We start from the raw sequence: 25,292 nt of genomic DNA, 5'->3' as shown, positions 1-25,292 counted from the left end.
TTCCGTCGCGGCCTCTGCGAGCAGCGGAAAACTTCAGTCTCGTGGTCGAAGCTCGGATTCTCAGGCGCGATTGCGCGTCAGTCTGCGAGCGTCGGCTCGGGCCCGATCGCTATGCGCGCCCCGCGATTCGCGGCCTTCAGTGGGCAGGAGCGGCGCAAGCCGCGAGCGCGCAACCACCATTGCGCGCCGAACACCCGGAGCGGGGCGGGGCGCCGCAATGGGTACAGCATCGGCCTCAGCGGAATCGCGGCATCGTTCGGCGAACGTCGGCCGAGCATTACCAGTTATGCCGAAACCCCGCCTGGACGGCCCAATCGCGCTCGGTGTCGGCGCCGGCATCGGCGGAGGCTTCCAGGAACAGCGTGGTGCGCTTGTTGTCGAAACCGACCTCGCCGCCCAGCGCGAATTCGCCGCTCATGCCTTTCCGGTCGGAGGTATCGGGAGCGATGCGGCCGCCATCCTTGGACGCGACGATCTCCAGCTCGTCGCCAAGCGCATGCAACGCCGACGCCCGCGCATAGACATGACCCGCCACCCGCGCACCGCGCCAGGTTCTGCCGACGGCGAGGCCGGCCCGAGCGAAGGATGTGTCGAGTTCGTTCTGGCGGATGCGCACTCCGTTGCGGGTGGTGTGCCGGCTATCGCGGATGGCGCTCAGCGATAGGGCGAGTTGGGGTTCGAGGTAGTAGGACTGGGCAAGCTCGAAGGTGTGGCCGCCCTCGGCATACAGCTGGCCGGCGCGGGTCCGATAGCTTCCGGCGATGTGGCGGCCTTCAGCATCGCGTGCGGCGTATCGGTTCTTCAGCGACGACGCGCTCGCGCCCCAGAGCAGGTAGGTTCCGTTGTCGGCACTCCAGCGGCCGTAAATCCCCAGCGTGGTTCCGCTCAGTTCGCCCCGGCCTTGCGCGTAGTCGGCGCTCGAGCGGATCTGTTCCGCGCGCAAGCCGACGGCGCCTGCCGCGACATCGCGGTCTGCGCCGATGGCCAGGCTGCTGTAGCTTTGTCGATAGCGCCGCGAATACCCGCTCTTCGCGGTGATTTCGCCGGCATCGGCCTTGGCCCAAACCAAGCCGTGGCCCGCGTCGGTGTCGCGCAGGCGGCTGCGCACGCGCTGCAGCGGATCTTGCGCGCCCAGCCTCCACAGATCGACCAGGCTGTCGGCGGCATCGGCTGCAGTCAGCACCGTCTGCGACGGCAGGATCCCGGTGCCGGTTCCGGTCCCACCGCCGTTGCCCGCGCCGCCGCCCGCGCCGCCCCCGGCGCCTCCGCCGGGGCTGCCGCCTGTACCGCCGCCGGGATCGCCGCCGGGATTGGCGCTGGAACCGCCTCCCGTTCCCACGATCTGCAGGCCGGTCAACACGATCTTCTTGCCGTCGGCGCTCAGCGTCACCTGCGGCTTGTAGGCGAACTGCACCAGGTCGTTTTCGTAGGTTCCGCTCCATCGGCCATCCAGGCCGGCCGCTGCCGAGAACGCGGCCGTCCCGCCCGCGGCGGCGCTGGCGTCGACGACGACGATCGGCGCAGCTGCTGCGATCGACCTGCCGTCGCGAATGGCCGCCGCGTCGACCCAGGACGTGTCGTCCAGCACCGGGTCGTAGACGATGCCCACGGCCTGCGCGCCGCTGGCGGAGAAGTTCTTGATGCCGCTGCCGAACACGATCCGGTCGGCGCTGGCGGCGCCGGACTTGCCGGTGATGTCGCTGAGCAGCATGAACCGGGCGCCGTCCGCCAGGACGACGCTGGCGCCGGTGCCGGCATGGCTGCTGTCGATCAGCAGCCGGCGATAAGCATGCGCCGGCACCGCGCCGGGTTGGAAACGGCCCCAGTGTCCGGCCATGTCGATCGCGCTGTCGCGGCCGATACTCAGCGAGCCTGCGCCGAAATCGTTGCTCAACGCGCCGGGACCCTCGGGGATCCACGCCGCGCCGCCAGCGAACGTCAGTCCGGTCCGGCCGACGCTGTATCCGCCGGCACCCTGGCGGCCGACGACACCGCCGCGCAACCACGAGTCGGCGGTGTCGAACCTGATATCGGCCGAGCCGACCCGGCCGTTGGCCGTATCGGATCCGGTCAGGATGTCGCCGTCGAGCTGCACCTTCTGCCCGCCGGCGCGGTTGACGGTGACGCTAGCGTCCTGGATGTCGAGCGGCACGCTCCAGATCGAATACGCCGCCCCAGCGCCGGTCGCGGACGTCGACACGGTCAGGCCGCCGGCGACGTTCACGGTGCCGAAGTTGCGGATCCCATAAACGTCGCAGCCGTCGCAATCGGAGGCGACGACGAACGACACCGGCGCGGTGGGCGAGGTGAAGTCGATCCTGCCGGTGCTGACCAGGCCGTAGGTTTCCGCCCTCGAGGCGATGTCGACCTTGACCGCGCCGTGGTAAGTCATCGCCGCACCGGGCGAGCGGTCGTTGCTGAGGCCGGAGGGATTGCCGAACGGCACGTAGCCCGTGGCGCTGCGCACGCGCACGTCGACGTCGCCGTGCCAGACCATCCGCGCGGAGCGATGGGTGTTGGCGATGCCGTGGGTGGAGCGCGTGCCCTCGACGTCGACGGTGGCGTCGCCGGCGACCTCCATGTAGCCCTGGTTGCGCACGCCGAACGCGGTCGAGCCCTGGGCGACCGTGGTCAGCGACAAATCGCCGTTGACCACCAGGCGGGTGTTGACGTTGTCGTTGTAGATGGCGTGGGCGTTGTCGCTGGGCCAGATCGACCGCGCCGCGATGCTGGTCTTGCCGTTGAAGGTGATGCTGCTCCCGTCGGAGTTGTAGACCGCATCGAGCGTGCCCCGGCTTTCGGCCAGGATGGTGGTCGGGCCGTTGAAGACGATGTTGCTGCGCCCCGAGGCCCAGACCGCGCGCGCGAAGCCCTGGGTACGGGCATGGAAGTCGGTGGCGCCGTTGAACACCGTGGTGCTGCCGCCGCGCCCGATCACCGCGTACGCGCCGTTGCCGAGGCCGCCGCCGTGATCGGTGTCGCGCGCATGCGCGGAGATCCGGGTATTGCCGTTGACGGTGACCGTATTGCCGTCGTTGAGGATGCCCACCGCCAGCCCGCGAAGGGTGCTTTGTGGGCGATTGGCGGACAAGTTCAGCCAGCCGCCGCCGGCTACATCCAGAGCGACCGGCGGATGTCCGCCGGCGACGGACATCGCCAGTACATCGCGGTCGACGCCTTCCAGCGCCACGCGATCGCCTCCGGCGAGCCGATAGTGCAGCGCGCCATTGCCGTCGCTCGTAACGTCGTAACCAGGGTCGTAACCGCCGCTGCCGCCGTCGCGATCATGGTCGGCGACGCCGGTGATCGAACCTTTGTAGTCGGTCGCCTGGACCACGGCAGGGCGCGCGATCGCGCCGGTCACCAGGGCGGTGACGACGGAAAAATACAGCGTCTTGCGGCGGCGCTGGGCCAGATCGCGCTCGGCCTGTTCGCGCGCGTTGTCGAGGATCGATTGCTGCCATAGCAGCGGAAGGCTGGAAATATCTTCGCTGCCGCGCGCAGCGCAATACGTATAGGACACGACTCCCCCCGGATGGTGTTCAAAGTGGCTGCATGAGTGGCCAGTCCATCCGATGGAACGCGCCAAGGCATGACTGAAACGAGCAGGCCAGCCTCCCGAGTTGCCGGGAGGAGCCAGCCAGCTTCAATAGATCCCGCCACAGCTTGACCCCAAGAAAACGGGCGGCGTATTCGTCTTAAGTAGGAGAGTCGTGCAAAACGCTGAGATATGCGCTCGTTTCATGATGCGCATCACGTTTGCAAATCGATATTTGTCACCTTGCGCATGGCTGATCGCCGCCTACGGCGTGCTTGCTTCGGCAGGGGCGCAGTCAGCCACGGCCGTTTTTGCAATTGGTCAAAAGTTCCACCAGATGCATCCTGTAGGCACACAGGCGGGCTCTGAGAGCGCCGTCTAGCAACGTTTTGATACGTCTTGAAAGAAAGTTGCTCCGACCCTGATTTCCGCTAGTCGGTTGCGGCGGATGCGTTTCGCCACAACCGTTCCGTTGCGATGGAAAGAGGTCTGCGTACGGCGCAGTCCTCTATTTTTGTAGCCAGGAATTCCTTCGATTGCTGCTAGGTGGCACGGGCTTCGGACGGCGATCAGGCATTGCCAAAAAAGTGATAGGTCGCTGCATAAGGGATTCTTGATTCGTTATTCGATCACCCATTCCTCAATGCAGGTGTGTTCGCTCCGCAGTTGCGGCTAATTCTTATAGGTCCTTAGTTCGTACTGCTCTTGAGCGCTTTTTCCGATCGCGGTTGCTGCCCAAATATCGCCATTCGATCCAGTTGTTTTCTTTACGAGCCCACGATCCATCAACGAAGCAAGAGCGTCCTCTACCTCGTTCAAGGGCTTTCTTACCTCCGTTGCTACTGTTTTGGCATAACGCCAGGTATAGCCGGTCTTCTGCAAAGACTTAAGAAGACTGTTTTCGGTGCCATTGATTACATCAATTCTGCCAGCTTGCTCTTTTTGTTCTGAGCTTGGTTCGGTCTGGCCTTCAATGATTGCTTCAACCATCCTCATCTCAGCTTCAAAACCAGCACCTTTGAATTTTGAGAGCTTGTCGATGTTGGAGAAGGCCAGGCCCAGAGCGCCGGCAACGATGGCTAGCCCCATTTCAGTGGTTTTCCCCAAAAAACCAAGGGCACTGGTTACTGCCAGAAGAACTACGGTGGAAGATATGAGCATTACAGTATTGATCTTCATGCGCGCCACTCCAGTCTGCATTGTCGTTAATTTCGCTGCGAGCCCCCGATAGACTAAATCTTCAATTCCCACCTATCCGCGTCTAGATCAGAGGTCAATTTAATGGGGCCTCTGAGGGGGCGAGCGGTCAATGATATTTAAACGTACTGTGATCATGCTGCGGGACAAGGTAGGCTTAGCCATGCGTCGCCGCTCTGAGATCTTGTCCCCTCGTGCCGTAGATTTGACGGCCGAGTGGGGTTGCTGCTAAATGGCAGCAGGAGCTTCTCACAAGGGGGCTCCCTTTTTTGCAACTCATCTGGCCGATGCCCTCTAGCGGCTCGGCCTAGTTCAGGCGTCAAGGCTCATGACAAATAGCAACTGGCTAATCGTTCTCTCTGGTCTATTGACGCCAGTTGTCGCGCTGCTGGGTTTATATATCGCCTTGCGCCAGTGGTTCACTGCCAGAAGCAAGCTCAAGCTTGACCTCTTTGATCGACGCCTTGTGATCTATGAGGCAGTTCGTAGCTACATTGCAGCGGTAATGGCCTCTGGCAAAACTAGCCATGAGATCGAGTTTGCATTTCTTTCAGGCACTAGGGGGGCGAGATGGCTCTTTGGTGGTGAGATTGTCGACTACATAGATAAAATTCTCTGGCCAAAAATATGCCAACTCGGTTGTTTGCAGGCTGAGCTTGACGGTATGGAGCGCGGCGCCGAGCGCTCTCGCAAAATAGAGGCTCAGGCTAATCTTAAGGTTTGGCTAGGTGACCAGCTCAAGGTGATTGATGATATGTTTGCTCCTTACATCGCTTTGAGTCACTGAGTCCTAATAATCTACTCAGGCCGAAGCCTCTTTGCGGCTCAGTTCAGATGCTGGACAATCGTGAGACTTCATCATGGCGGGCACGGTAACTATTGCGGTAGCCTCATTGTCTCTGTCCTTGATTTCAACTGCCATCTCGGTGGCAACCTATTTGAGCGCGCGAAGGGTGCGCAAATACGACTACGCTACTCGCTTGCAATTGGAGAGTGAGGCGATTCAGAGCGGTAGCGGGCCCGAGGCTTTCAGCTATTCCGTTGAGCTGGTGAATGTAGGTCTCAAGCCTGTAGAAGTTCGGGGCGTTTATCTCGATTACGGCGGAAAATCTGAGGGTATGTATTTCAAGCTTCGCAGTGATGGCGTGTTCCACTTGTCCCCAGGTGGCAAGCGAAACATTACATGCACTATTTCCAAAGATGACTATGAGGAAGTGCTGCGTAAGTTCGATTTGCAAGAATGCCATTTTCGTTTACGAATTTGCCATGTGAACACTGCGGGGCGCGAGGAGCAGTCGACTCGCGACCTTATCGGGTTGGGGCATGACCGAACGACGATGTATGTGCAGCGCGGCGACGTGATTGCTTGAACTGACGTCGAACAATCTACTGGGCCGAAGCCGCTTTGCGGCTCGGTCTGGATTCGCGCGGGTGCGGACGAATGGCGCGGCCGAGTGGTGCTGGAAGTTGAAGGCGCGCTCGGCGTCGTGGGCGCCCGAGATCTCGCCGAATCCAGCGCGTGTGCGCGCCTTTGCGCGGCGGATCGAGAGGGGCATGGGCGGCTCAGGTATAGGCTACGCCCCGCTACATCACTGCGGCGGACCCACCCAAGCCAGCGGATCCAACATCAACCAAAAGCCTTCGGCGCCTTTTTCCGCCAGCACCGTCTGCGCGCCGAGGTCGCTGGGGCGTTCGCGGAACTCCAGTTCCAGCGTCGTCCAGGCTTCGACTTCGTCGTCGCCGTCGTCGTAGATCTGGCGCACCAGTAGGTGCCCCGGGGCCTGCATCCGCCATTCGAACGGCAGCGTTTCCTGGCCGAACGCGGGCGACCAGCTGTGCAGCACGCCGCGGCCGCCGTCGTGGAATTCGATGCGGTCGCCGGTCAGGCCGGCGGCGGTGCCCAGCGCCGATTGCCAGCGCCCGACCGGGCCGCGCAGCAGGATGTGCGATCGATGTTCTGCGTTCATGCCCTGCATTTTGCCGCAATCGGGTCGCTATCGGAGCGGGTCGGCCCGCGCCGTCAGCCGCCGATCTCGATCGGCTTGCCTTCCACCACCAGCTCGTACACGGTCTTGGTGATTTCCGAGCCGGCCATGTAGCCGAACGCGCCGGACGCGAGCGTGCCGACGCCGTACGCGGCCCAACCCCAGGGGCCGGTGGTGTTGACCGGTGCGGCGACGGTGGCGAACGCGCCGCCGGCGGCGGCCGCGCCGGCCCAGCCGCCGGCCACTTCGACCACGGTCTTGACCTTGTCCTCGGCGGTGTAGATCCGGTACGCGTCGGCGGCCACGCCGACCACGATCAGCACCCGTCCGCCGACCCGGAACGCGCCTTCGACCTTGCCGGCCCAGCCTTCGCGCGCGGCCAGGTCGTTGGCCGACTTGAGCACCTCCGGATCGGCCTTGACGCCGTGGTTCTTGATCACGTCGAGCAGGCCTTGCGCGCCGCCCTGGATGCGTACGTTCTCGGGGCGGCTGGTCAGGGTGAACTCGCCGTTGGCCGAGCGCGAGAACATGCTGTCCTGCAGGGTGACCTTGCCGACGCCGCTTTCGGATTTGGCCACGGTTTCGCCGACCTCGGTCCACATCTGCCGCTCGGCCATCTTGCTGGCGCTGCGGTCGATGGCATGCTGGTTGCGCTTGGAAAGTGGGTCGTCGGGGCCCTTGCCGGCCTTCTCGCGCACCTGCTGCTCGACCGCTTCGGCGGCGGCGGCGTACTTGCGGTCGTAGATCTCCAGCAGTTCGCGCTCGCCGAACTGCAGCGGCGGCTTGCCGCTGGTGTTGGCGACTTCCACCGGCACCACCACGCTCTTGTCGCCGCCGACGCCGACGTGCGGGTTGCCGTCGGTGACGAACCACGACACCGGGCCGACCTTGCCCAGCTCGGGGCGGAACGGCGGCTTGCCTTCGGAGATGTTGCGCAGCATTTCGGCGGCGACTTCCGGGGTGACCGCGCCGTTGCCGGGCGCGCCGGCGCGGCTGCCGTCGGGCATGAACGGAATGCCGGCGGCGGCGCCGGTCGGCGCGTTCGGATCCAGGCCGGCGCGGTCCTGCGCGGCCAGCAGCTTGAGCAGGCCCGACTGGGCCGAGGTCGGCGCCAGTTCGATCTTGCCGTCGCGCGCGGCCGACAAATCGATGGCCGGGCCTTGTTGTTGCGGATCGCCGGACGGCGCGTGCAGGGTGCCGTCGTCCAGCGCCGGCGCGCGGCGCGCGAACTCGGCGGCGGCCTGCGGCGACAGCCCGGCGTCGGCGGCCATCTGCCGATAGCCCTTGTCGAGCACGCTGCGCGCGCTGTCGCCGGGGGCGACCTCGACGGCGACGCCGTGCTGGGTGCCGATCGGCTTGGCCTGGTCCAGGCGCTGCACGGTCTGCACCGCGCTGGTCAGCGCGACCTGATCCATCGGCAGCAGGCGCGAGCCGACCGCATCCTGCAGCTGCTGGCCCTGATCGGGGTGCTGGCGCGCGTAGTCGGCGATCGCGTAGGCCATGCCTTCGACATCGGTACGGCCGCAGTACTGGTGGTCCGTGACGATGCGGTTGGCTTCGGCCAGCACCGCAGCGTCGTAGCTGGAACCGGTGGTGGGCAGCAGGAAGATCGGCGGCGGCGCGACGGGACGGGTGGGGTCGGTCATGGACGGACGGAGGCGCGAGTGGGGTTTGGCGGAAACCTTAATAGGGGGGCAGGCGCGCGCAAGCTAGGAACGACCCTAGCGCCGCGGCGAGGCTTGCGCGGCCGCGGCTTCGGATCCGGCCGCGACCGGGACGCGGCATTTTTGGCCGTGACCGCGATCACGTCGATGCGTCGCATCGATCCTGCGCCGCGTCGGCGCGGCCGCCGGGCGCGTCGCGACCGAGTTTGGCCCGGCGGCCGCGAGAGGGCTGGGCTGCACCGAGCATCGATCGACCGGCGCATCAGAGCGTCTCGGCTGCGACGCGACTGCTCTCCCGTGCCCTCGAGGCAGCTCAATTCCCGCGCACCTTCGCCAAACCCCGCTCGATGCTGGCCAAGATCTCCTCGATCCCCGCCGGCTTGACCAGATGCTCATGGAACCCCACCGCCGCGGTGCGGTGGCGGTCGCCGGCCTGGCCGTAGCCGCTGTAGGCGACCAGGTACGGCGGGCGCTGTTGCAGGCGCAAGGCCGCGGCGACGTCGTAGCCGTTGAGCGGGCCGGGCAGTTCCAGGTCGCACAGGACCACGTCGAAGCCGCCGCGGCGCCAGGCGGCCAGGGCCTGGTCGGCATCGACCGCGCATTCGGCGTGGTGGCCGTGCAGTTTCAGCAGCACGCGCAGGGCGTCGGCAGTGTCGGTCTCGTCGTCGACGATCAGCACCCGGGCGGCGGCGCAGGCGTCGCCGTCGACCCGGGACGGCGCCGGCGCGGCGGTCGGCGGCGCGCTCAGGACGGCTTCGGTTTCGGTCAGCGCCGTGTCGGAGGCGGGGTCGGCGGCGGTCGCGGTCGCCGCCAGCGGCAGGCGCACGCTGAAGCGCGCGCCCCGGCCGAGTCCGGCGCTGTGCGCGGCGACGCTGCCGCCGTGGCGCTCGACCAGGGTCTTGACGATGTTCAGGCCCAGGCCGAGTCCGCGCGAGCGCCAGTCCGGAGTCTGCACGAAGGGCTCGAACAGACGCGTGGATAAATCGCGACTCAGGCCCTGGCCCTGGTCGCTGACTTCGACCAGGGCCTCGTTCGCGTCCGGCGCGGCCTGGAGGCGGATGCGCTGGCCGGGCGAGCTGGCCTTGACCGCGTTGGAGAGCAGGTTGTCGAACACCTGGCGCAGCCGCGCCCGGTCGCCGTGGATCCAGCAGGGTTGCGCCGGCAAGTCGGCGTCGATCGCCACCTGCTCGCGCTCGGCGCGGTCGACATGGTCGCTGCGCACTTCGGCCAGCAGCTCGGCCAGATCGAAGCGCTCGCGGCGCAGCTCCAGGTCGCCCTGGGTGACCCGCGAGATGTCCAGCAGGTCTTCGACCAGCCGTTGCAGGTGCCGGTTCTGCCGCAGCAGGGTGGCCAGCGCGCGCTCGCGCTCGGCCGCGGGCAGGTGTTCGCGGCTGAGCAGTTCGCTGGCGGCGCTGACTCCCGACAGCGGGTTGCGCAGTTCGTGGCTGAGCACGGCCAGGAAGCGGCTGATGCGCTGGTTGGCCGCGGCCAGGGTCTCCAGGGCGCGCTTTTGGTCCTCGATGTCGGTGCTGGCCCCGTACCAGCAGCGCAGTCGGCCGTGGTCGTCGAGCAGCGGCTGCGCGCGCACGACGTGCCAGCGGTACTCGCCGTCGGCGCGGCGGAAACGCAGCTCGACGTTGAGTTGCTTGCCGGCGCGGATCGCGTGATCCCAGGCGCGCTGGCCGCTGCCGAGGTCGTCGGGATGGACGATGTCGCGCCAGTCCTCGTGCCCGCCCAGGCCGGTGTATTCGTGCCAATGGCGGTTCTGATAGCGGATCCGGCCGTCGGGCTCGGCGATCCAGACCATCTTCGGCACGTTGTCGAGCAGCGCGTGCTGCTCGGCCTCGGCGCGGCGCAACTGACGCTCGAACACCCGCCGCTCGTGCACGTCGCGCAGGCCGCCGATCCATTCGGCGACGCTGTCGTCCTCGTTGAGCACCGGCACCGCGCGCAGGGCGACGTAGCGCGATTCGCCGCCGAGGCTGCGCACCCGGAATTCCAGGTCGAGCGTGCGCGCCGGCGTTTCGGCCATCGCATCGGCCCAGGCCTCGCGCACCCGCGCCCGGTCGCGCGGGTCGACCGCGTCCAGCCAGCCCTCGCCGCGGTACTGCTCCGGCGGCTGTCCGGTCAGCGCGTCCCAGCCCGGCGCGTCGAGCACCCGGCCAGTGCGGTCGGCGTACCAGACGATGCCGGCCCAGGCCAGGGCCAGGCTGCGGAAGCGGCGTTCGCTGGCGGCGACCCGGCGGGTGGCCTGGACCCGCTCGGTGATGTCGACCGCGTGGATCACCACGCCTTCGACGGTTTCGCCGTCGGGCCGGTGCGGCACGAACTGGACGTCGTAGTGGCGGCTCTCGCCGGCCTGCCTCAGTTCGGCCGGGAAGCGCACCGTCTGGCCTTCCAGGGCGCGCTGCAGCAAGGGCAGATAGGTTTCCAGGTCGGCGCGCGGATGGGCCTGGACCACATCGGCGCCGTACAGCTCCGCGCCCGCGAAGCAGTCCTGGAAGCTGCGGTTGAACAGACGGTAGCGGCGGTCGGCGTCGACATAGGCCACCAGCGCCGGCAGCCGGTCGATCATCGCCCGCAACAGCTGGCGTTGGGCGCGCAAGGCGGCGTCGATGCGCTTGTGCTCGCTGATGTCCAGCGCCAGCAGGGCGATGTCGCGGCCCGACAGCACTTCGCCGGCGAGCAGTATCCAGTCGGCGCGGCCCTCGCGGCCGACCACCCGGACCTCGGTGGGCCGGAACGCGCCGTTACGTTGCAAGGTGTCGAGCAGGCCCGCCGGCACGCCCAACTGCTCCAGGTCGTCGCTGCGATGGATGCCGGCGATGGCGCCCGGCCCCGGACCGCCTGGGTCGCGGTCGCCCAGCAGCATGCGCCGGAAGCGCGGGTTGGCCAGCCAGCGCCCGCCGTCCAGGTCGGCGAAACAGATGCCCCACATGTCGGTATCGAACACCGCGCGCAGCTTGCGATCGCTGAGGCTGGGATGATCGCCCTGGCGCTCGCGCAGGAACAGGACGTGGCCCGAGCCGGCTTCGCTGAGGCCTTGCAGGCGGACCACATCGGCGGTCAGCTCCCGGCCCTGGCCGCTCAGGTCGATGTGGTAGTTCGAGCGCGATGAGGTGCCGCTTTCGGGGTCGAAGGCGTCGTCGGGCAGGCCGCTGAGCAATTCGCCGACCGGTCGGCGCTCGGCGCGTTCGCCGCTGCAGCCCAGCATGGCTTCGGCGGCGGGGTTGAGATAGCGCACGCGGCGTTGCTGGTCGATCGCGACCACGCCGTCTTCGATGCCGGCCAGCACCGCCGCCAGATGGGCGCGCTGCTCGCGCACGCTGTGGCTGAGCTGGCGCGCGTTGGCCACGATCCAGATCAGCAGGCCCGACACCACCAGGTAGAACGCCAGGCCTTCGCTGCTCAGATCGCGCAGCAGCCCCGGCCACAGCAGGACCACGCCGATGCTCGCGGTCAGCCCGATCAAGCCGCCGCGGGCGCCTTGGAACAGGGTGGCGAGGATCACCAGCAGATAGAACAGCGCGACCGGAAAGGCGTCGGCGGGACTGTGGCCGTAACGCACATGGCCGGCAGTGGCGAGCAGGGCCAGGATCAGCGCGATCGCGACGTCGCGCGATCGGCCCCGGCCCCGCGCCAGGTCGACCATCTCAGCCCCCCGCGGGCGGTTCGGCCAGCAGCGCCGAACAGCGCCGGCAGGCATCGCGCACCCGGCGCAGATTGTCGCGCACGGCCTGATCGCCGGCGGCGCCGGCCTCGATCAGGCCGCTGGCGGCGGCGCTGGCCATGCTCACGGTGTTGATCTCGTTGCGCAGCCGGTGCAGCCAGCGCGCGAACTCGGCCGGGTCGGGGGCGGGTCCGCGCTGTGCGTCCGGCCCCGGCTCGGGCGCGGTCTCAGACGTCATGGCCGTTCTCGCGCAGGCGCGCCAACTGGTTGTGGATGGTGCGCACGCTGACCCCGAGGCACTGGGCGGTGCGGGTACGGTCGCCGTCGCAGTGGGCCAGGGTCTTGAGCAGCATCTCCTGTTCGATCTGGGCATAGGTCATGCCGACCGAGAACGAGATGTGGGTGGCGTCGTGGTGCACCGGCGCCAGCTTGCGGAAGCCCGGGGCGACCCGGATTTCGTCGCCTTCGGCGATCAGGAAGGCGCGCTGCACCGCGCTGCGCAACTCGCGCACGTTGCCGGGCCAGTTGTGCCGCAGCAGGACCCGGTCGGTGCCGGCGGCGAAGCGCTTGCGGGTGCCGTAACGGGCGTTGAGCCGGTCGAGGAAACTGTGCGCGATCAGCACCGCGTCCTCGCCGCGGCTGCGCAGCGGCGGCAGGTCCAGGGCGATGTCGGCCAGGCGGTAGAACAGATCCTCGCGCAGCAGGCCTTCCTCGATGCTGCGCTGCGGGTCGCGGTTGGTCGCGGCGACCACGCGCACGTCGATCTCGACCGCCTCGCTGCCGCCGACCCGGGTCACCGTGCCGGTTTCGAGCACGCGCAGCAGATAGACCTGCAGCGCCGGCGGCATCTCGGTGATTTCGTCGAGGAACAAGGTGCCGCGGTGGGCCTGCTCGAAATAGCCGTTATGGCGCGACGCGGCGCCGGTGAAGCTGCCGCGCTCGTGGCCGAACAGATGGCTGGCGAGCAGGTCGGGCGCGATCGCGCCGCAGTTGACCGGCACGAAGGCGCCGCTGCGGCCGCTGAATTCGTGCACGGCGCGGGCGACCAGTTCCTTGCCTGTGCCGCTTTCGCCGCTGATCAGCACGGTGGCCTCGGACGGGGCGATCCGCTCCAGGCTGTCGAGCAGCCGGCGCATCGCCGGCGACTGGCCGATCATGCCGCCGCGGATCTCGGCGCGCGGCTGCGGCAGCCGCGCGTGCGCGGCGGCGTGATCGAGCAGGCTGGAAAACTGTTCCGGACACAGCGGCTTGACCAAGTAGTCCACCACCGGCAGCGACACCGCGCGTGCCGCGCTTTCGACCGAGGGCTGGCCGGTGACGATGGCGATCTGGCCGTGTTCGGGCAAGTCCATGTCGTCGAGCAGGTCGAAGCCGTTGCCATCCGGCAGGTCGAGGTCCAGCAACAGCAGGTCGACCGCAGGCAGGCGGGCGAAGCCGCGCGATTGTTCCAGTGAATGCGCCATGTAGGGAGTGAAACCGCGCGCCCGGGCGAAATCGGCGGCGGCGGAGGCGAAATCGTGATCGTCGTCGACGATCAACAGGGTGGGGCTGGGAGCGGATGCGCTTGCGGCCACGTCCATTCGTCCGTTGTCCGGGGGCTTCACGCTAGCTGAGTCGGGGTTAACGAGGCGTTGGCGGCAAATGATTCCGCCGTGATGAAAGAGTTGCTGCACTTCGGCCTCACCGTCGCGCCGCGGCGCGAAGGCGCCGATTCGACGACATCGGCCGGGCGATCGCCACGCCGTCTTCGCCGAATTCGCCGCTGGCCTAGTTAGTTTTTTCGATGCGCGGCAACCGCGCGACGATCGCGCCCGCACGCGTTGAATGCGTATTTTCTGAAGCGTTCAGTCCGGTACTGCCAACTGCGTCGCCGATCGCGGAGGCTGCGCTTGTGTGCGATCGGCTGGCACGGGAGTTGCGTCATTGCGGATACCACGTCGCGATGCACCGCCGCCGCGAACGTGCCGACCTCACGAGATTCTCTAGGAGACGCACATGGCTTATTCGCCGCTCCGCGGTTATCCGGCACCGCTCAACTCACTCGCTGGCGCTGGCGGCCCGGGTCCACGGGTGAAGCAGGCTTGGTCGTTGCATCAACCGATCGGCGCCGAACCTCATGCGCTGGTCGTCGCGGGCGGCGAGCCGGCCGCTCCGGTGTCGATGCAGTCGCTGGACGTGATCGACATGGATTCCGAACTGGGCTACTGGCGCAGCCATTACCGCGGCCTGACCCATTGCGAAGGCCTGCGCTACAGCGACCACGAGCCGGCGCTCAAGCTCGGCCTGGACGCGTACATGCGCAGCCATGGCCGCTCGATCGACGACATGGAGCCGGAACTGCGCGACTGCTATCGCCGCACCCGCGGCGGCTCGCGCCTGGACTGGGATCAGGCCCGCGGCGTGGTCGAAGCGGCCTGGCACCGATTGAACAGCCGGGGCGGCGCCGGATGAAGCTGCGCGAAGCGTTCGAGCGCGGCGCCAAGGCCGCCGCGCGTTTCGCCGGCCACCCGCTGTGCTTCTGCCTGGCGGTGGGGGTGGTCGTGCTGTGGCTGGTCAGCGGGCCGGTATTCGGCTTCAGCGATACCTGGCAGCTGATCATCAACACCGGCACGACGATCGTGACGTTCCTGATGGTGTTCCTGATCCAGAACTCGCAGAACCGCGACTCCGCCGCGGTGCAGATCAAGCTCGACGAACTGATCCGGGCCACGCTCAGGGCCGAGAACACCTTGCTCGACCTGGAGGAGCTCGACGAGGACACGCTGGAGAAGTTCCGCCAGCGTTACGAGGCGCTGGCGCAGAAAGCCCGCCAGCGCAGCGGCCGCGGCCAGCGCGACTGTCCCGCGGACGACGATACCGACGCCGACGCCGACGCCGATCCGGCCGGCGCCGAGCCGCACGCCATTGCCACTTCCCTGCCACGAGGCGACACGACATGAAGAAGACCCAACCCGAATCCGCCCAAGTCCGCGAACTGCTGTACCAGGCCCTGCAGACCGAGCAGGGCGGGGTGAAGATCTACGAGGCCGCGATCGCGAGCGCGATCAATGACGACCTGCGCAAGGAATGGGAAGGCTATCTCGACGAAACCCGCACCCATGTCAAGGTGCTGTTGAACGTGTTCGAGGAGCTCGGCCTGGATCCGGACCAGACCACCCCCGGCCGCGATGTGGTCGGCCACATCGGCGAGTCGCTGGTCGCCGCGATCGGCAAGGCCCAGCAGGCCGGCGACCCCGCCGCGGCGCAGCTGGTCGCCGCCGAATGCGTGGTGCTGGCCGAAACCAAGGACCATATGAACTGGGAACTGATCGGCCACCTGGTCGAGCACGCCAAGGGCGACGGCCTGGAGGTGCTGAAGACCGCGTTCGAAGCGGTCGAGTCCGACGAGGACCATCACCTCTACCACACCAAGGGCTGGGCGCGGGAACTGTGGATCGAGTCGCTGGGCCTGCCGGCGGTGCTGCCGCCGCCGGAAGAGGTCAAGCAGGTCGAGACCGCGATCGGTGCGGCGCGCGCCGAACAGGCCCGGTCGCGCATGCTCTGAGCGCGATCGATGACGAGTCGGCCGAAACTTGATACCACCGATGCTGCGCCGGGTTTTTGGCGCCGCAACTCGTTGTCGCTGGTGCTGCTGGCGCTGTTCGCGGCCAGCCTGCTCGGCCAGATCGCCGCCGGCCACGCCGTGCTCGACCGCGAACGGGTCGAGCACGGCCAGCCGCCGTTGTCGTGGGCCGAGTACTTCGGCCACGGCCAGTTCCTCTCGGCAACGTTCGAGAACTGGGAGAGCGAGTTCCTGCAGATGGGCCTGTACGTGCTGCTGACGGTGTGGCTGCGCCAGCACGGCTCGGCGGAATCGCGCAAGGTCGAGGAGGGCGACGACGACAGCGAGGAAGAGGACGGGCGCGAGATCGAGCCCGGGCCGACCCCGTGGCCGGCCCGACGCGGCGGCGTCTGGGCCGGGCTGTACGCCAATTCGCTGTCGATCGCGCTGCTGTCGCTGTTCGCGATCGCCTTCGCTGGCCACGCCTACGGCAGCTGGCGGCAGGAGGTCGAACAGGCGCAGCGCGAAGCCCAGCCGGCGCCGAGCCTGAACGAGCACCTGGGCTCGGCGCAGTTCTGGTTCGAGTCGTTCCAGAACTGGCAAAGCGAATTCCTCGCCGTGTTGGCGCTGGTGGTGCTGTCGATCTGGCTGCGCCAGGCGCATTCGCCGCAGTCCAAGCCGGTGCGCGCGCCGCATGCGCAGACCGGCGCCGGGTGAGGCCGACGCGGCCGTCGTTCACCCGCTTTGGACGGTCGCGGCCGCACAGTCGGAAGCTCCGCTTCCCGCCACGCATTGCGAGGTGCCGCCATGGCCCGCCCGATCTGGACCGGAACCCTGTCGTTCGGCCTGCTCAACATCCCGGTCAAGCTGATGACCGGCGAGCGCCGGGTCGACCTGCATTTCCGCATGCTCGACAGCCGCAACAAGGCGCCGATCCGCTACGAGCGGGTCAACGAGGAGACCGGCGAGGAAGTGCCGTGGAAGGAGATCGTCAAGGCCTTCGAGTACGACAAGGGCAATTACGTGGTGATCGAGGAGGCCGACATCGCCGCGGCGGCGCCGGACCACAAGGAAACCGTCGATATCGATACCTTCGTCGACGCCGCCGCGATCGGGCCGCAGTTCTACGACAAGCCCTACGTGCTCGAACCGGGCAAGAAGGCCGAGAAGGGCTATGTGCTGCTGCGCGAAGTGCTGCAGCGCACCGGCAAGGTCGGGGTGGGGCGGGTGGTGATCCGCACCCGCGAGTACCTGGCTGCGGTGATGCCGCACGAGGACGCGTTGCTGCTGATGATCCTGCGCTACGCCCAGGAGATCGTCGATCCGGCCGACTACAAGCTGCCCGAGGGCGGTCTGGCGAAGTGGAAGATCTCCTCGCGCGAGGTCGACATGGCCCAGCAGCTGATCGACTCGATGAGCAGCGACTGGGAGCCTGAGCGGTACAAGGACGACTTCCGCCAGCGCCTGCACAAGGTGATCGAACAACGGGTCAAGTCCAAGCAGGTGGTGCGCGGCAAGGGCGGCGACGAGAGCAAGCTGCCGGAGAACGCGGCCACCAACGTGATCGACTTCGCCGAACTGCTCAAGCGCAGCCTGGCCAAGAAAGGCGGCCGCGCCGCGGCCGCCGAACCGGCCAGGAAGAGCGCCAAGAAGACGGCCAAGAAGGCCGTCAAAACGGCCAAGAAGAGCGCCAGAAAAGTCGCCCGCAAGAGCGCGCGCAAGTCGGCTTGAGCGCGGCATGCAGCGCTGGCGCGATTGCGCTCGCCATCGCCGCTAACGACGCGGCGACGACTGCTTCGGCGCGTGAGCGCGGCTCAGGGCGGCGGTTCGCGCCGGCGATGATCGCGACCGTTTCGCTCCTCGCGCCCGCATTCCTCATGCCCGCCGTCGTCGTCAGGCGGCGGGGACTTGCTGCCGATCTTGCGTTCGACCACGTTCAACAGGGTCAGCACGCCCAGGGTCAGCGCGGTCGCTGCCAGCGCCAGCACGTAGTAGTGCAGGCCGGTGCAGGCGCCGATCACCGCGACCATCAACAGCGAGGCGGCGGTGGTGATGCCGGCCACGGCCGGGCCGCTGCGGCGAGCGAAGATGGTGCCGGCGCCGATGAAGGACACGCCGGCCACGACCGCTTCGACTAGGCGCAGCGGGTCGATGTTGACCAGGAACGGCATGCGGAAGCGCGGGTCGGCCGCGACCAGCTGGCCCAGGCCGACCAGCAGCGACGAGGCGCCGGCGACCAGCATATGGGTGCGGAAGCCCGCGGGCCGGTTCTTGAATTCGCGCTCCAGGCCGATCGCGCCGCCGAGCAGCATGGCGTAGGCGGTGCCGGCGACGACCCAGAGTTGTTCGGTCTGCATGAACGGGCTCCGTAGTCCGGCGGCGCAAGGCCGCGATGCCGATCGATAGATAACGGCCGCCGTGTGAGCCGGTCGTGACCGCAGGCGCATGCGCGCATCGTGACGACGCCTAGACGAAGTCCATACCTCTCTCTAACGCCGCGCTGCTGCCGGGTTAACTGCGCCGCGGGTAGCGTCGAGCCGATCCATCAACGGGAGCCAGCCATGTCACGCGGCGAGAAATCGGCCTACACCGACAAGCAGAAGCGTCAGGCCGAACACATCGAAGAAGGCTATCGCAAGGACGGTGTGTCCAAGAAGGAAGCCGAAGCGCGCGCCTGGGCCACCGTCAACAAGCAGGACGGCGGCGGCAAGAAGTCGGGCTCCGGTCGCAAAGACCATCACTGAGGCCTGCCGCCGGGACGAAGGCGGTCCGGGCCAAGGCAATCCGGGCCAAGGCAATCCGGACTAAGGCAATCCGGACCAAGGCAAGCCAGACACGGCCGCGGAGGCCAGACCATCGAAACCTTCGATTCGCCAACCCATGCGCCGTCGCCCCGTCGCGGCGCCACTGCGAGGACTGTCAACATGAAAACCATCCGTACCGCGAGTTTCCTGCTCGGCCTGAGCCTGTGCGCCGCCGCCGTCGCCGCGCCGCAATCGGCCGGTACCGCCGCTGCCCAGGAGCCGGCCGCCGGCGCCGCCGGCAACGAGTCGGCGCAGCCGGTCAGCGACACCTGGATCACCACCAAGGTCAAGACCGAACTGTTGGCGACCAAGGGCGTGTCCGGCACCGACATCAGCGTCGAAACCGTCAACGGCGTGGTCAAGCTGTCCGGTCATGTGGCCGGCAAGGCCGAGTCGGACAAGGCGGCCGCGGTCGCGCGCAACGTCGACGGGGTCAAGAGCGTCGACACCAGCGCTCTGGTCGCGGCCAAGAGCGGCAAGTAGCCCGATAGCCGGACCTAGCCATTTCGGGGACGGCCGCGGGCGCCGGCGGATCGACGCCGGCGCCTGCGGGTCTGCGGCCCGTAGCGCGACCGTCCTTCCTGCATCCGTATCCGCCGATTGCGTCCAGCCATGACCCAGCTCGCCGATCGCGTCGTCACCGACTCCGCCGGCATCGCCCGCCTGACCCGCCTGGTCGAGCGCCTGCCGGACGAAGGCCTGGTCGACCTGGTGCTGGTCGACGGCAGCCGGCGCACCGGGGTCGTCACCGCCCGCCCCAGTCTGCAGACCTTTCTCGACCCTAGCGGCCGCGAAGGCATTAATGCGATCCTGCGCTTCGACGACCTGCAGATCGAGAACCGCAGCTGCTATCTGTGGCTGGACGAGATCCTCGAGATCCGTCCGATCCATTCCGACCGGCGCGAGTTCGCCCGGCCCGCGTCGGACGAGTGAGCCGCGGATCGTCACGCCCCGCTCGGCATCGGCCGAGCCGGTCCGGGCGCACTACCAGGAGCACGCCATGGCCACCTGCGACGTCTGCGGCAACCAGTACGACAAGACTTTCACCGTGAACATGGCCGGACAGACCGGCACCTTCGATTCGTTCGAGTGCGCGATCCATGCGATGGCGCCGCGCTGCGCGCACTGCGATTGCCGCATCGTCGGCCACGGAGTCGAGAACGACGGCCACTTCTATTGCTGCGCGCATTGCGCGAAGAAGTCCGGCGTGCGCGGAGTCGAAGACCGGATCTGAGGTCCGCGCGCCGCGGCCCTTGCCGTCTGCGCCGACGATTCGCCGACCGGGTTCGCGGTCGCGAACGTCGCCCCGGTCACGTCGGCGCCGCCGCTGCGACGGCGCGCCGGTGCGAAGCGCGCCGGCGGTCACGCCGCCGTTTCGCGCCGCATTTACGTGGGCGCGCGGATGCTCTGCGCAACGGCCCGCGGGCGGGCCCGAGCGGACTCCGCGATGCCGGCGCATGCCGACCCAGACCTGGCTTTCCTGCGCAGCGCCGACCCGGACACAGGTCCCGGCGCGAGCGAAGGGCAGTGCTATCTCTACGTATTGCCCAGCGCCGGCGAGGACCTGCTCAAGCTGGGCTTCTCGCGCAATCCGCTGGGCCGGATGCAGGCGCTGCACCCGCGCTACTACGAGTTCTTCGATCTGGAACGCGGCTGGCTGGCGCAGACCGATACGGTACGGGAGGCGCGACGGTTGGAACGCGATCTGCACCGCCGCCTGGGCGAGCATAACGCGCCGGCGCCGTTGACCGTGCGCCGCGCCGCGGCCGGCCACGGAGAGTGGTACCGCGGCGCCTATGCCGGTCTGCTCGGCGAGGCCGAGCGTTTGCTGGACATCGGCCATACCGTGCACCGCCCGCTGCGCGACTGGGTCGGTCCCGAACTGGCGCGCCAGGGCGAGCGCCTCTACGACCGCGGCGAGGCCCTGCTGAGCCAGTTGCAGGGCGATCCCGGCCTGCTCGACGACCCGGCGCTGGCCGGTCTGCGCCGCAACCTGCTCGACACCCTGGACGCCTACCCGGCGCTGGCGCTGGAACTGCACCTGCCCGAGCCCCTGTTGCACTGGTACTGCGCCGCGCGTTAGCGGCGCAGGTCACGGCGCGAACGCGCCCCTCACGACTGGAGCCGACCTCATGACCCCACTCGATAAACCGATTCGTCGCGAACTGGAGATCGAAGGCAAGGCCTATACCCTGATCCTGGAGCCGGACGGCTTCAAACTGGCCGAAAAAGGCCGGCGCAAAGGGCTGGAACTGCGCTGGGCCGACCTGGTCTCCGGCGATGCGGCCCTGGCCGCGGCGCTGCAGGCTTCGCAGGCCGATTGAGCGGAAGCGAGCAGCGAGTGCCGAGGAGCGAGTAACGGGCGAAAGCCGTACCGGTTGCTCTTTGATCGTTCCTCTTCACTCGTTCCTCTCCACTCACCCCGGCCGGACCCGGAACGCGAGGCTGATCCGCGCTTCGCTCACGCCGGGCGTCTTCGGAATGCCGTGGTCGTAGTGGCGCTGCGAGGCGTGGCTCATGACCAGCAGGCTGCCGGGCTCCAGCTCGACCTGCCACTGCCGGTGCGGCGGGCGCTTGGCGCGCAGCAGCATGCGCCGGGTCGCGCCCAGCGACAGCACCGCGATCGGCTGGCCGGCGATCAGGTCGTGCAGCTTGTCGTTGTGCAGGGCGACGCTGTCGGCGCCGTCGCGATAGAGATTCAGGCCGACGCTGTTGAAGCGCGCCCCGAGCCGTTCGCCGACCCGCTGCGCGGTCTGCGCCAGCAAGGGCGGCAAACGGTCGCGGTCGAGCCGGTAGCAGGCGATGCGTCGCGGCACGTCGACCAGGCGCTCGTACATCATCCGGGTGTGCGCGTTCCAGTCGGCCTGCGCCAGCAGGCTGTCGAACAGCTGCGCGGCCTCGTCCGCGCCGAATACGCCCGGAAGATAACGCACGCCGCCTTCGGCGTCGGCGATGAACTGTTGCGGCGTCGGGGCGAACAGCGAGGTCTGGTGCATGACGCATTGTCGCCATCGGCCGTCTCAGCCTGCGAGACGCGATGCGCCGCACCGAACAAGTTTCCGCCGGCGGCAGTTTTTGAGTCCGCTCGCGCCATCGCATGAAGCGTTGCGAGCGGCCGGACGAACCCGTCTGCAGCGGCTGCCGTCGGTGAGCCGGCGGCTGGCACGCGGATTGCTTGGTGTTCGGATGGCTGGTCTCGAATAGCCGGGTTTCCGATGGCCAGGTCTTCGAGGCCGTGTTTCCGATGGCCGTGTTTCCGATGGCCGGGTGCGCGGATGGCTGGGTTCTGACGCGGCGCATCTGTCCGCAGTTCCACGGCCGCATATCGCCGCAGCCCGGGTTGCAGGCGAACAACGCCCGTGTCGCGGGCAAACTGCCGTCGATGTCCGCGGGCTGAGCCGCCGTCGTCCCCCGAACCGGAGTCTTCATGCATTTCCTGCGATCCGCAGCTTCCCGCATCCGCCACCGGCCGCAATGCGCGCCGGCCCGGCAGGTGGCGCGATGAGCGCGCCGGCCGCGGCGCGTCCGCCGTCGCCGGGTTTCGACTGGGCCGCGATCGGCGAGCGCCTGCTCGACGAACTGTACCGGCTGGTCAGCGCGATTCCGTTGCTGCTGGTCGGCGTGCTGATCGTCTATCTGGCGTGGAAGTTCGGCGGCTGGCTGGCGCGGCGGCGCATGCTCGGCCGGCTGTCGCGGCGCAATCCGCTGCTGCAGGACCTGGCCGCCAGCACCATCCGCGGCGGCGTCGGCCTGGTCGGCCTGGTCTGCGCCCTGCAGGTGATGAACGCAACCGCGATCGCCGGCGCCTTGCTCGGCACCGCCGGGGTGATCGGCGTCGCGCTCGGCTTCGCCTTCAAGGACATCATCGAGAACTACGTCGCCGGCGTGCTGATGAGCCTGCGCCAGCCGTTCCGCCCGCGCGACCATGTGCGCATCGCCGACAACGAAGGTCTGGTGGCTTCGATGAGCGCGCGCGCGACCGTGCTGGTGACCCTGGACGGCAATCATCTGCGCGTGCCCAACGCGCTGGTGTTCAAGAACACCACCTTGAACTTCAGCCGCAATCCGCAGCGCCGTTTCGAGTTCGACCTGGAGGCCGCCGCCGCGCTCGACGCCGGCGGCGGGCAACGCGCCTTGCTGTCGGCGCTGACGGCGGCGCAGGGCGTGCTCGCCGACCCCGAGCCGGAAGCCTTTGTGGTCGCCGCCGCGCCCGGCAAGTTCACCTGGCGGGTGCGCGGCTGGGTCGACCAGCGCAGCCACGACCTCGACGGCGTGCGCGGCGAGGCCCTGGCGCGCAGCGCGTGCGCCCTGGCCGCGGCGGTGGCGCGAGCGCAGCAAGCGCCGTCGCCGGCGCCGCCGAGCGCGTCGCGGCCCAGCGAGCCGGCCCAGGTCCGAGTCGAACGGCAGCTGCGTGCCGAGTCGGCGCGCAGCGAAAGGGCGGGCGAAGGCTCGGCCGACCTGCTCGACGCCGGCGCGCCGCAGGAGTGAGCGGGCGCCCGCGCTCGCACGGCGCGATCAGCCGGCGCGGCGCTCCAGCTTGGGCAGGAACCAGGCCAGCAGACCGATCGCCGGCAGGTAGGCGCACAGCCCGTACACCGCCTCGATGCCGATCCGGTCGGCCAACTGGCCCAGCGCGGCCGCGCCCAGTCCGCCCATGCCGAAGGCGAAGCCGAAGAACAGCCCGGCGATGACGCCGGTGCGGCCCGGCACCAGTTCCTGCGCATAGACCAGGATCGCCGAGAACGCCGAGGACAGCACCAGGCCGATGACCACGGTCAGCGCCGTGGTCCAGAACAGGTTCGCGTGCGGCAGCAGCAGGGTGAAGGGCAGCACGCCGAGGATCGAAAACCAGATCACGTAGCGGCGGCCGATGCGGTCGCCGATCGGGCCGCCGAGCAGGGTGCCGGCGGCGACCGCGCCGAGGAAGACGAACAGGTGCAGTTGCGCGTCGCGCGCGGCCAGGTGGAACTTCTCCATCAGGTAGAAGGTGTAGTAGCTCGACAGGCTGGCCATGTAGAAGTACTTGGAGAAGATCAGCACGCCCAGCACCAGCATGGTCGCGGCGACGGTCCGCCGCGGCAGCGGCGCCGCGTTCGCGGCGCGGCCGCTTGGCTGGCGCTGGGCCGGAATCTGCGCGCGGTACCAGACGCCGATCCGGCTCAGGATGACGATCGCGGTCAGCGCCGCCAGCGCGAACCAGCCGACGCTGCCCTGGCCGTGCGGCATGACGATGTACGCCGCCAGCAGCGGCCCCAGCGCCGAGCCGACGTTGCCGCCGACCTGGAACAGCGATTGGGCCAGGCCGTGGCGGCCGCCGGAGGCCATCCGCGCCACCCGCGAGGATTCGGGATGGAACACCGAAGAGCCCGAGCCGACCAGGGCCGCGGCCAGCAACAGCGTCGGGAAGCTCGACGCGCGCGACAGCAGCAACAGGCCGACCAGGGTGAAGCCCATGCCGATCGCCAGCGAATACGGCATCGGCCGTTTGTCGGTGTAGATGCCGACCAGCGGCTGCAGCAGCGAAGCGGTGAGCTGGAAGGTCAGGGTGATCAGGCCGATCTGGCCGAAGTCGAGCGCGAAGGCGTCCTTGAGCAGCGGATAGATCGCCGGCAGCAAGGACTGGATCATATCGTTGAGCAGGTGGCAGACGCTGAGCATCGCCAGGATCGGCAAGGCGATCCGCGCCGGCTCGGCGGCGGCGGGTTGCGCGAATTCCGGCACCGCGGCCGGCTCGATGGCGTCGTTGGACAGGCTGGATTCGGTGCGGGCGGCGTCTAGGGAATTCATGCGGCAGTGCGGGCCGTCGGCCCGTCGCAGGGACGGCGGCGCGGGCGCGGCGGCGCGGGGCCGGCGTGCGTGTCGCGAGGCGTCGGGGAGGGAAGTCGTGGCTCAGTAGACGCCCCGGCGGCGCTGCCCGCATTATTGTTCAGGTCAACAGTCTTCGAGTTCGGGCCAATGCGCAATGTCTTGGCGACCCATGTCGACGCCCTGCCGGGCCGGGTCGTGGCGACCGCGAACGACCACCCGACCGACCACCGCATTCCCGCGCATAGCCATCGCCGCGCCCAACTGCTGTACGCCGCGCACGGCTTGATGCTGGTCACCACCGTGGCCGGGCGCTGGATCGTGCCGCCGGAGCGAGCGGTGTGGATACCGGCCGGGGTCGAGCACGAGGTGCAGGTGCTGGTGCGGATCAGCACTCGCAGCGTCTACATCGAGCCCGGGGTCAGCGCCGGCCTGCCCGACGATTGCCGGGTGCTCGGCGTCGCGCCGCTGTTGCGCCAATTGCTGCTGGAGACCCGCGATCTGCCGTTGCCGGGCGAAGCCGACGCGCGCGCCCAGCTGATCTACGCGCTGATCGTGCAGGAGATCGAGCGCGCCCCGGTGTTGCCGCTGGACATTCCGTTTCCGGCCGAGCCGCGCCTGGCCAAGCGTTGTCGCGCCCATCTGGCGCATCCCTCGCCGCACGACGGCATCGACGACTGGTGCCGCGACCTGGCGATGAGCCGGCGCACCTTCACCCGCCGTTTCCGCGCCGAGACCGGGATCAGCTTCGCCCAGTGGTGCCGGCAAGCGGCGATCTTCGCTGCGCTGCCGCGCCTGGCCGCGGGCGAGCCGATCACCGCCCTGGCGCTGGACCTGGGTTACGAAAGCGCCTCGGCCTTCAGCACCATGTTCAAGCGCATCGTCGGCCTGCCGCCGAGCCGATACCTGGGCAACGCCGCATAACGTCGTTGCCGCGGCCAGGGCGCACGTCGCTGCCGTCCCCGCTTGCAGTTCCCCCCCTTTGAAAAAGAGGGGGCGGGGGGCGTTGCTGTTGCCTTCGCAGTTGCTTTCGCCGTCTCCCGCCAGTCCGCGGTCGCGGCTTGCGCCGCTCCTACCCTTGGGGGGCG

Annotated in this window: 26 protein-coding genes; 16 read left to right on the top strand and 10 right to left on the bottom strand. The window is 68.2% G+C overall.

The window, feature by feature from the left end; translation table 11 throughout:
* Positions 1–277 precede the first annotated feature (277 nt).
* Positions 278–3,589 (bottom strand): autotransporter outer membrane beta-barrel domain-containing protein, encoded by a 3,312-nt coding sequence (locus AC3A57_RS04620; protein WP_487577822.1) that lies wholly within the window; start codon positions 3,587–3,589, stop codon positions 278–280.
* A 621-nt stretch (positions 3,590–4,210) separates the two neighbouring features.
* A complete protein-coding gene (locus AC3A57_RS04615; protein WP_487577821.1) occupies positions 4,211–4,717 on the bottom strand; it encodes a hypothetical protein in 507 nt (168 codons plus the stop codon).
* 346 nt (positions 4,718–5,063) lie between these two features.
* Between AC3A57_RS04615 and AC3A57_RS04610 the strand changes: the two genes are divergently transcribed.
* Complete coding sequence (locus tag AC3A57_RS04610; protein WP_487577820.1) at positions 5,064–5,522, top strand: hypothetical protein; 459 nt, start codon at positions 5,064–5,066, stop codon at positions 5,520–5,522.
* A 73-nt stretch (positions 5,523–5,595) separates the two neighbouring features.
* The gene (locus AC3A57_RS04605) at positions 5,596–6,105 is read left to right on the top strand and encodes a hypothetical protein (RefSeq protein WP_487577819.1); all 510 of its coding nucleotides are present in this window, start codon (positions 5,596–5,598) and stop codon (positions 6,103–6,105) included.
* A gap of 219 nt (positions 6,106–6,324) precedes the next feature.
* Here AC3A57_RS04605 and AC3A57_RS04600 read toward each other — a convergent pair whose 3' ends face one another.
* From AC3A57_RS04600 to AC3A57_RS04580, 5 genes are all read right to left on the bottom strand, one after another.
* Positions 6,325–6,702, bottom strand: a complete 378-nt coding sequence (locus AC3A57_RS04600) for a hypothetical protein (RefSeq protein ID WP_487577818.1) — start codon at positions 6,700–6,702, stop codon at positions 6,325–6,327.
* A gap of 53 nt (positions 6,703–6,755) precedes the next feature.
* The gene (locus AC3A57_RS04595) at positions 6,756–8,366 is read right to left on the bottom strand and encodes a hypothetical protein (protein WP_487577817.1); all 1,611 of its coding nucleotides are present in this window, start codon (positions 8,364–8,366) and stop codon (positions 6,756–6,758) included.
* Between the two features lie 331 nt (positions 8,367–8,697).
* The gene (locus AC3A57_RS04590; protein ID WP_487577816.1) at positions 8,698–12,036 is read right to left on the bottom strand and encodes a hybrid sensor histidine kinase/response regulator; all 3,339 of its coding nucleotides are present in this window, start codon (positions 12,034–12,036) and stop codon (positions 8,698–8,700) included.
* A 1-nt stretch (position 12,037) separates the two neighbouring features.
* Positions 12,038–12,292: a hypothetical protein gene (locus AC3A57_RS04585; RefSeq protein WP_487577815.1), complete on the bottom strand. Its 255-nt coding sequence runs from the start codon at positions 12,290–12,292 to the stop codon at positions 12,038–12,040.
* Positions 12,282–13,634 (bottom strand): sigma-54-dependent transcriptional regulator, encoded by a 1,353-nt coding sequence (locus AC3A57_RS04580; protein WP_487577814.1) that lies wholly within the window; start codon positions 13,632–13,634, stop codon positions 12,282–12,284. Before AC3A57_RS04580 ends, AC3A57_RS04585 begins: the two co-directional genes overlap by 11 nt.
* Positions 13,635–14,142: 508 nt before the next feature.
* Between AC3A57_RS04580 and AC3A57_RS04575 the strand changes: the two genes are divergently transcribed.
* From AC3A57_RS04575 to ku, 5 genes are all read left to right on the top strand, one after another.
* Positions 14,143–14,505, top strand: a complete 363-nt coding sequence (locus tag AC3A57_RS04575; protein WP_487577813.1) for a hypothetical protein — start codon at positions 14,143–14,145, stop codon at positions 14,503–14,505.
* Positions 14,502–14,993: a low affinity iron permease family protein gene (locus AC3A57_RS04570; RefSeq protein WP_487577812.1), complete on the top strand. Its 492-nt coding sequence runs from the start codon at positions 14,502–14,504 to the stop codon at positions 14,991–14,993. The genes AC3A57_RS04575 and AC3A57_RS04570 overlap by 4 nt, the downstream gene beginning before the upstream one ends.
* Complete coding sequence (locus tag AC3A57_RS04565; protein ID WP_487577811.1) at positions 14,990–15,598, top strand: hypothetical protein; 609 nt, start codon at positions 14,990–14,992, stop codon at positions 15,596–15,598. The genes AC3A57_RS04570 and AC3A57_RS04565 overlap by 4 nt, the downstream gene beginning before the upstream one ends.
* Positions 15,599–15,607: 9 nt before the next feature.
* Entirely contained in the window at positions 15,608–16,312 is a 705-nt protein-coding gene (locus tag AC3A57_RS04560; RefSeq protein ID WP_487577810.1) for a DUF6766 family protein, read from the top strand.
* 90 nt (positions 16,313–16,402) lie between these two features.
* Positions 16,403–17,326 (top strand): non-homologous end joining protein Ku, encoded by a 924-nt coding sequence (gene ku, locus AC3A57_RS04555; protein ID WP_487577809.1) that lies wholly within the window; start codon positions 16,403–16,405, stop codon positions 17,324–17,326.
* Between the two features lie 83 nt (positions 17,327–17,409).
* On the opposite strand, the gene AC3A57_RS04550 is transcribed toward ku, so the two are convergent.
* A complete protein-coding gene (locus AC3A57_RS04550) occupies positions 17,410–17,952 on the bottom strand; it encodes an MgtC/SapB family protein (protein WP_487577808.1) in 543 nt (180 codons plus the stop codon).
* Between the two features lie 204 nt (positions 17,953–18,156).
* On the opposite strand from AC3A57_RS04550, the gene AC3A57_RS04545 reads away from it, so the two are divergent.
* From AC3A57_RS04545 to AC3A57_RS04520, 6 genes are all read left to right on the top strand, one after another.
* A complete protein-coding gene (locus AC3A57_RS04545) occupies positions 18,157–18,339 on the top strand; it encodes a hypothetical protein (RefSeq protein WP_487577807.1) in 183 nt (60 codons plus the stop codon).
* A 180-nt stretch (positions 18,340–18,519) separates the two neighbouring features.
* Positions 18,520–18,882: a BON domain-containing protein gene (locus tag AC3A57_RS04540; RefSeq protein WP_487577806.1), complete on the top strand. Its 363-nt coding sequence runs from the start codon at positions 18,520–18,522 to the stop codon at positions 18,880–18,882.
* 129 nt (positions 18,883–19,011) lie between these two features.
* Positions 19,012–19,332: a DUF3247 family protein gene (locus AC3A57_RS04535; RefSeq protein WP_487577805.1), complete on the top strand. Its 321-nt coding sequence runs from the start codon at positions 19,012–19,014 to the stop codon at positions 19,330–19,332.
* Positions 19,333–19,399: 67 nt separating this feature from the next.
* Positions 19,400–19,633 (top strand): hypothetical protein, encoded by a 234-nt coding sequence (locus tag AC3A57_RS04530; RefSeq protein WP_487577804.1) that lies wholly within the window; start codon positions 19,400–19,402, stop codon positions 19,631–19,633.
* A 213-nt stretch (positions 19,634–19,846) separates the two neighbouring features.
* Positions 19,847–20,482: a GIY-YIG nuclease family protein gene (locus AC3A57_RS04525; RefSeq protein ID WP_487577803.1), complete on the top strand. Its 636-nt coding sequence runs from the start codon at positions 19,847–19,849 to the stop codon at positions 20,480–20,482.
* A 49-nt stretch (positions 20,483–20,531) separates the two neighbouring features.
* The gene (locus AC3A57_RS04520) at positions 20,532–20,723 is read left to right on the top strand and encodes a hypothetical protein (protein ID WP_064750196.1); all 192 of its coding nucleotides are present in this window, start codon (positions 20,532–20,534) and stop codon (positions 20,721–20,723) included.
* Between the two features lie 93 nt (positions 20,724–20,816).
* Here the strand turns inward: AC3A57_RS04520 and AC3A57_RS04515 are convergent, their stop codons facing one another.
* Positions 20,817–21,395, bottom strand: coding sequence for an alpha-ketoglutarate-dependent dioxygenase AlkB family protein (locus AC3A57_RS04515; protein WP_487577802.1), 579 nt, complete (start codon positions 21,393–21,395; stop codon positions 20,817–20,819).
* Between the two features lie 182 nt (positions 21,396–21,577).
* On the opposite strand from AC3A57_RS04515, the gene AC3A57_RS04510 reads away from it, so the two are divergent.
* Positions 21,578–21,796 carry a hypothetical protein gene (locus tag AC3A57_RS04510; RefSeq protein WP_487577801.1) on the top strand — a complete coding sequence of 73 codons (219 nt, stop codon included), beginning with the start codon at positions 21,578–21,580 and terminating at the stop codon, positions 21,794–21,796.
* Between the two features lie 104 nt (positions 21,797–21,900).
* Complete coding sequence (locus tag AC3A57_RS04505) at positions 21,901–22,887, top strand: mechanosensitive ion channel family protein (RefSeq protein WP_487577800.1); 987 nt, start codon at positions 21,901–21,903, stop codon at positions 22,885–22,887.
* Between the two features lie 27 nt (positions 22,888–22,914).
* Here AC3A57_RS04505 and AC3A57_RS04500 read toward each other — a convergent pair whose 3' ends face one another.
* A complete protein-coding gene (locus tag AC3A57_RS04500) occupies positions 22,915–24,057 on the bottom strand; it encodes an MFS transporter (RefSeq protein WP_487578395.1) in 1,143 nt (380 codons plus the stop codon).
* Positions 24,058–24,354: 297 nt separating this feature from the next.
* On the opposite strand from AC3A57_RS04500, the gene AC3A57_RS04495 reads away from it, so the two are divergent.
* Positions 24,355–25,128, top strand: a complete 774-nt coding sequence (locus AC3A57_RS04495) for an AraC family transcriptional regulator (protein WP_487577799.1) — start codon at positions 24,355–24,357, stop codon at positions 25,126–25,128.
* Positions 25,129–25,292 lie beyond the last annotated feature (164 nt).

This window comes from Lysobacter sp. Soil_C_15, from assembly GCF_057657315.1.
The sequence above is the reverse complement of the archived record's forward strand: the minus strand, read 5'-3'. Positions and strand labels throughout refer to the sequence as shown.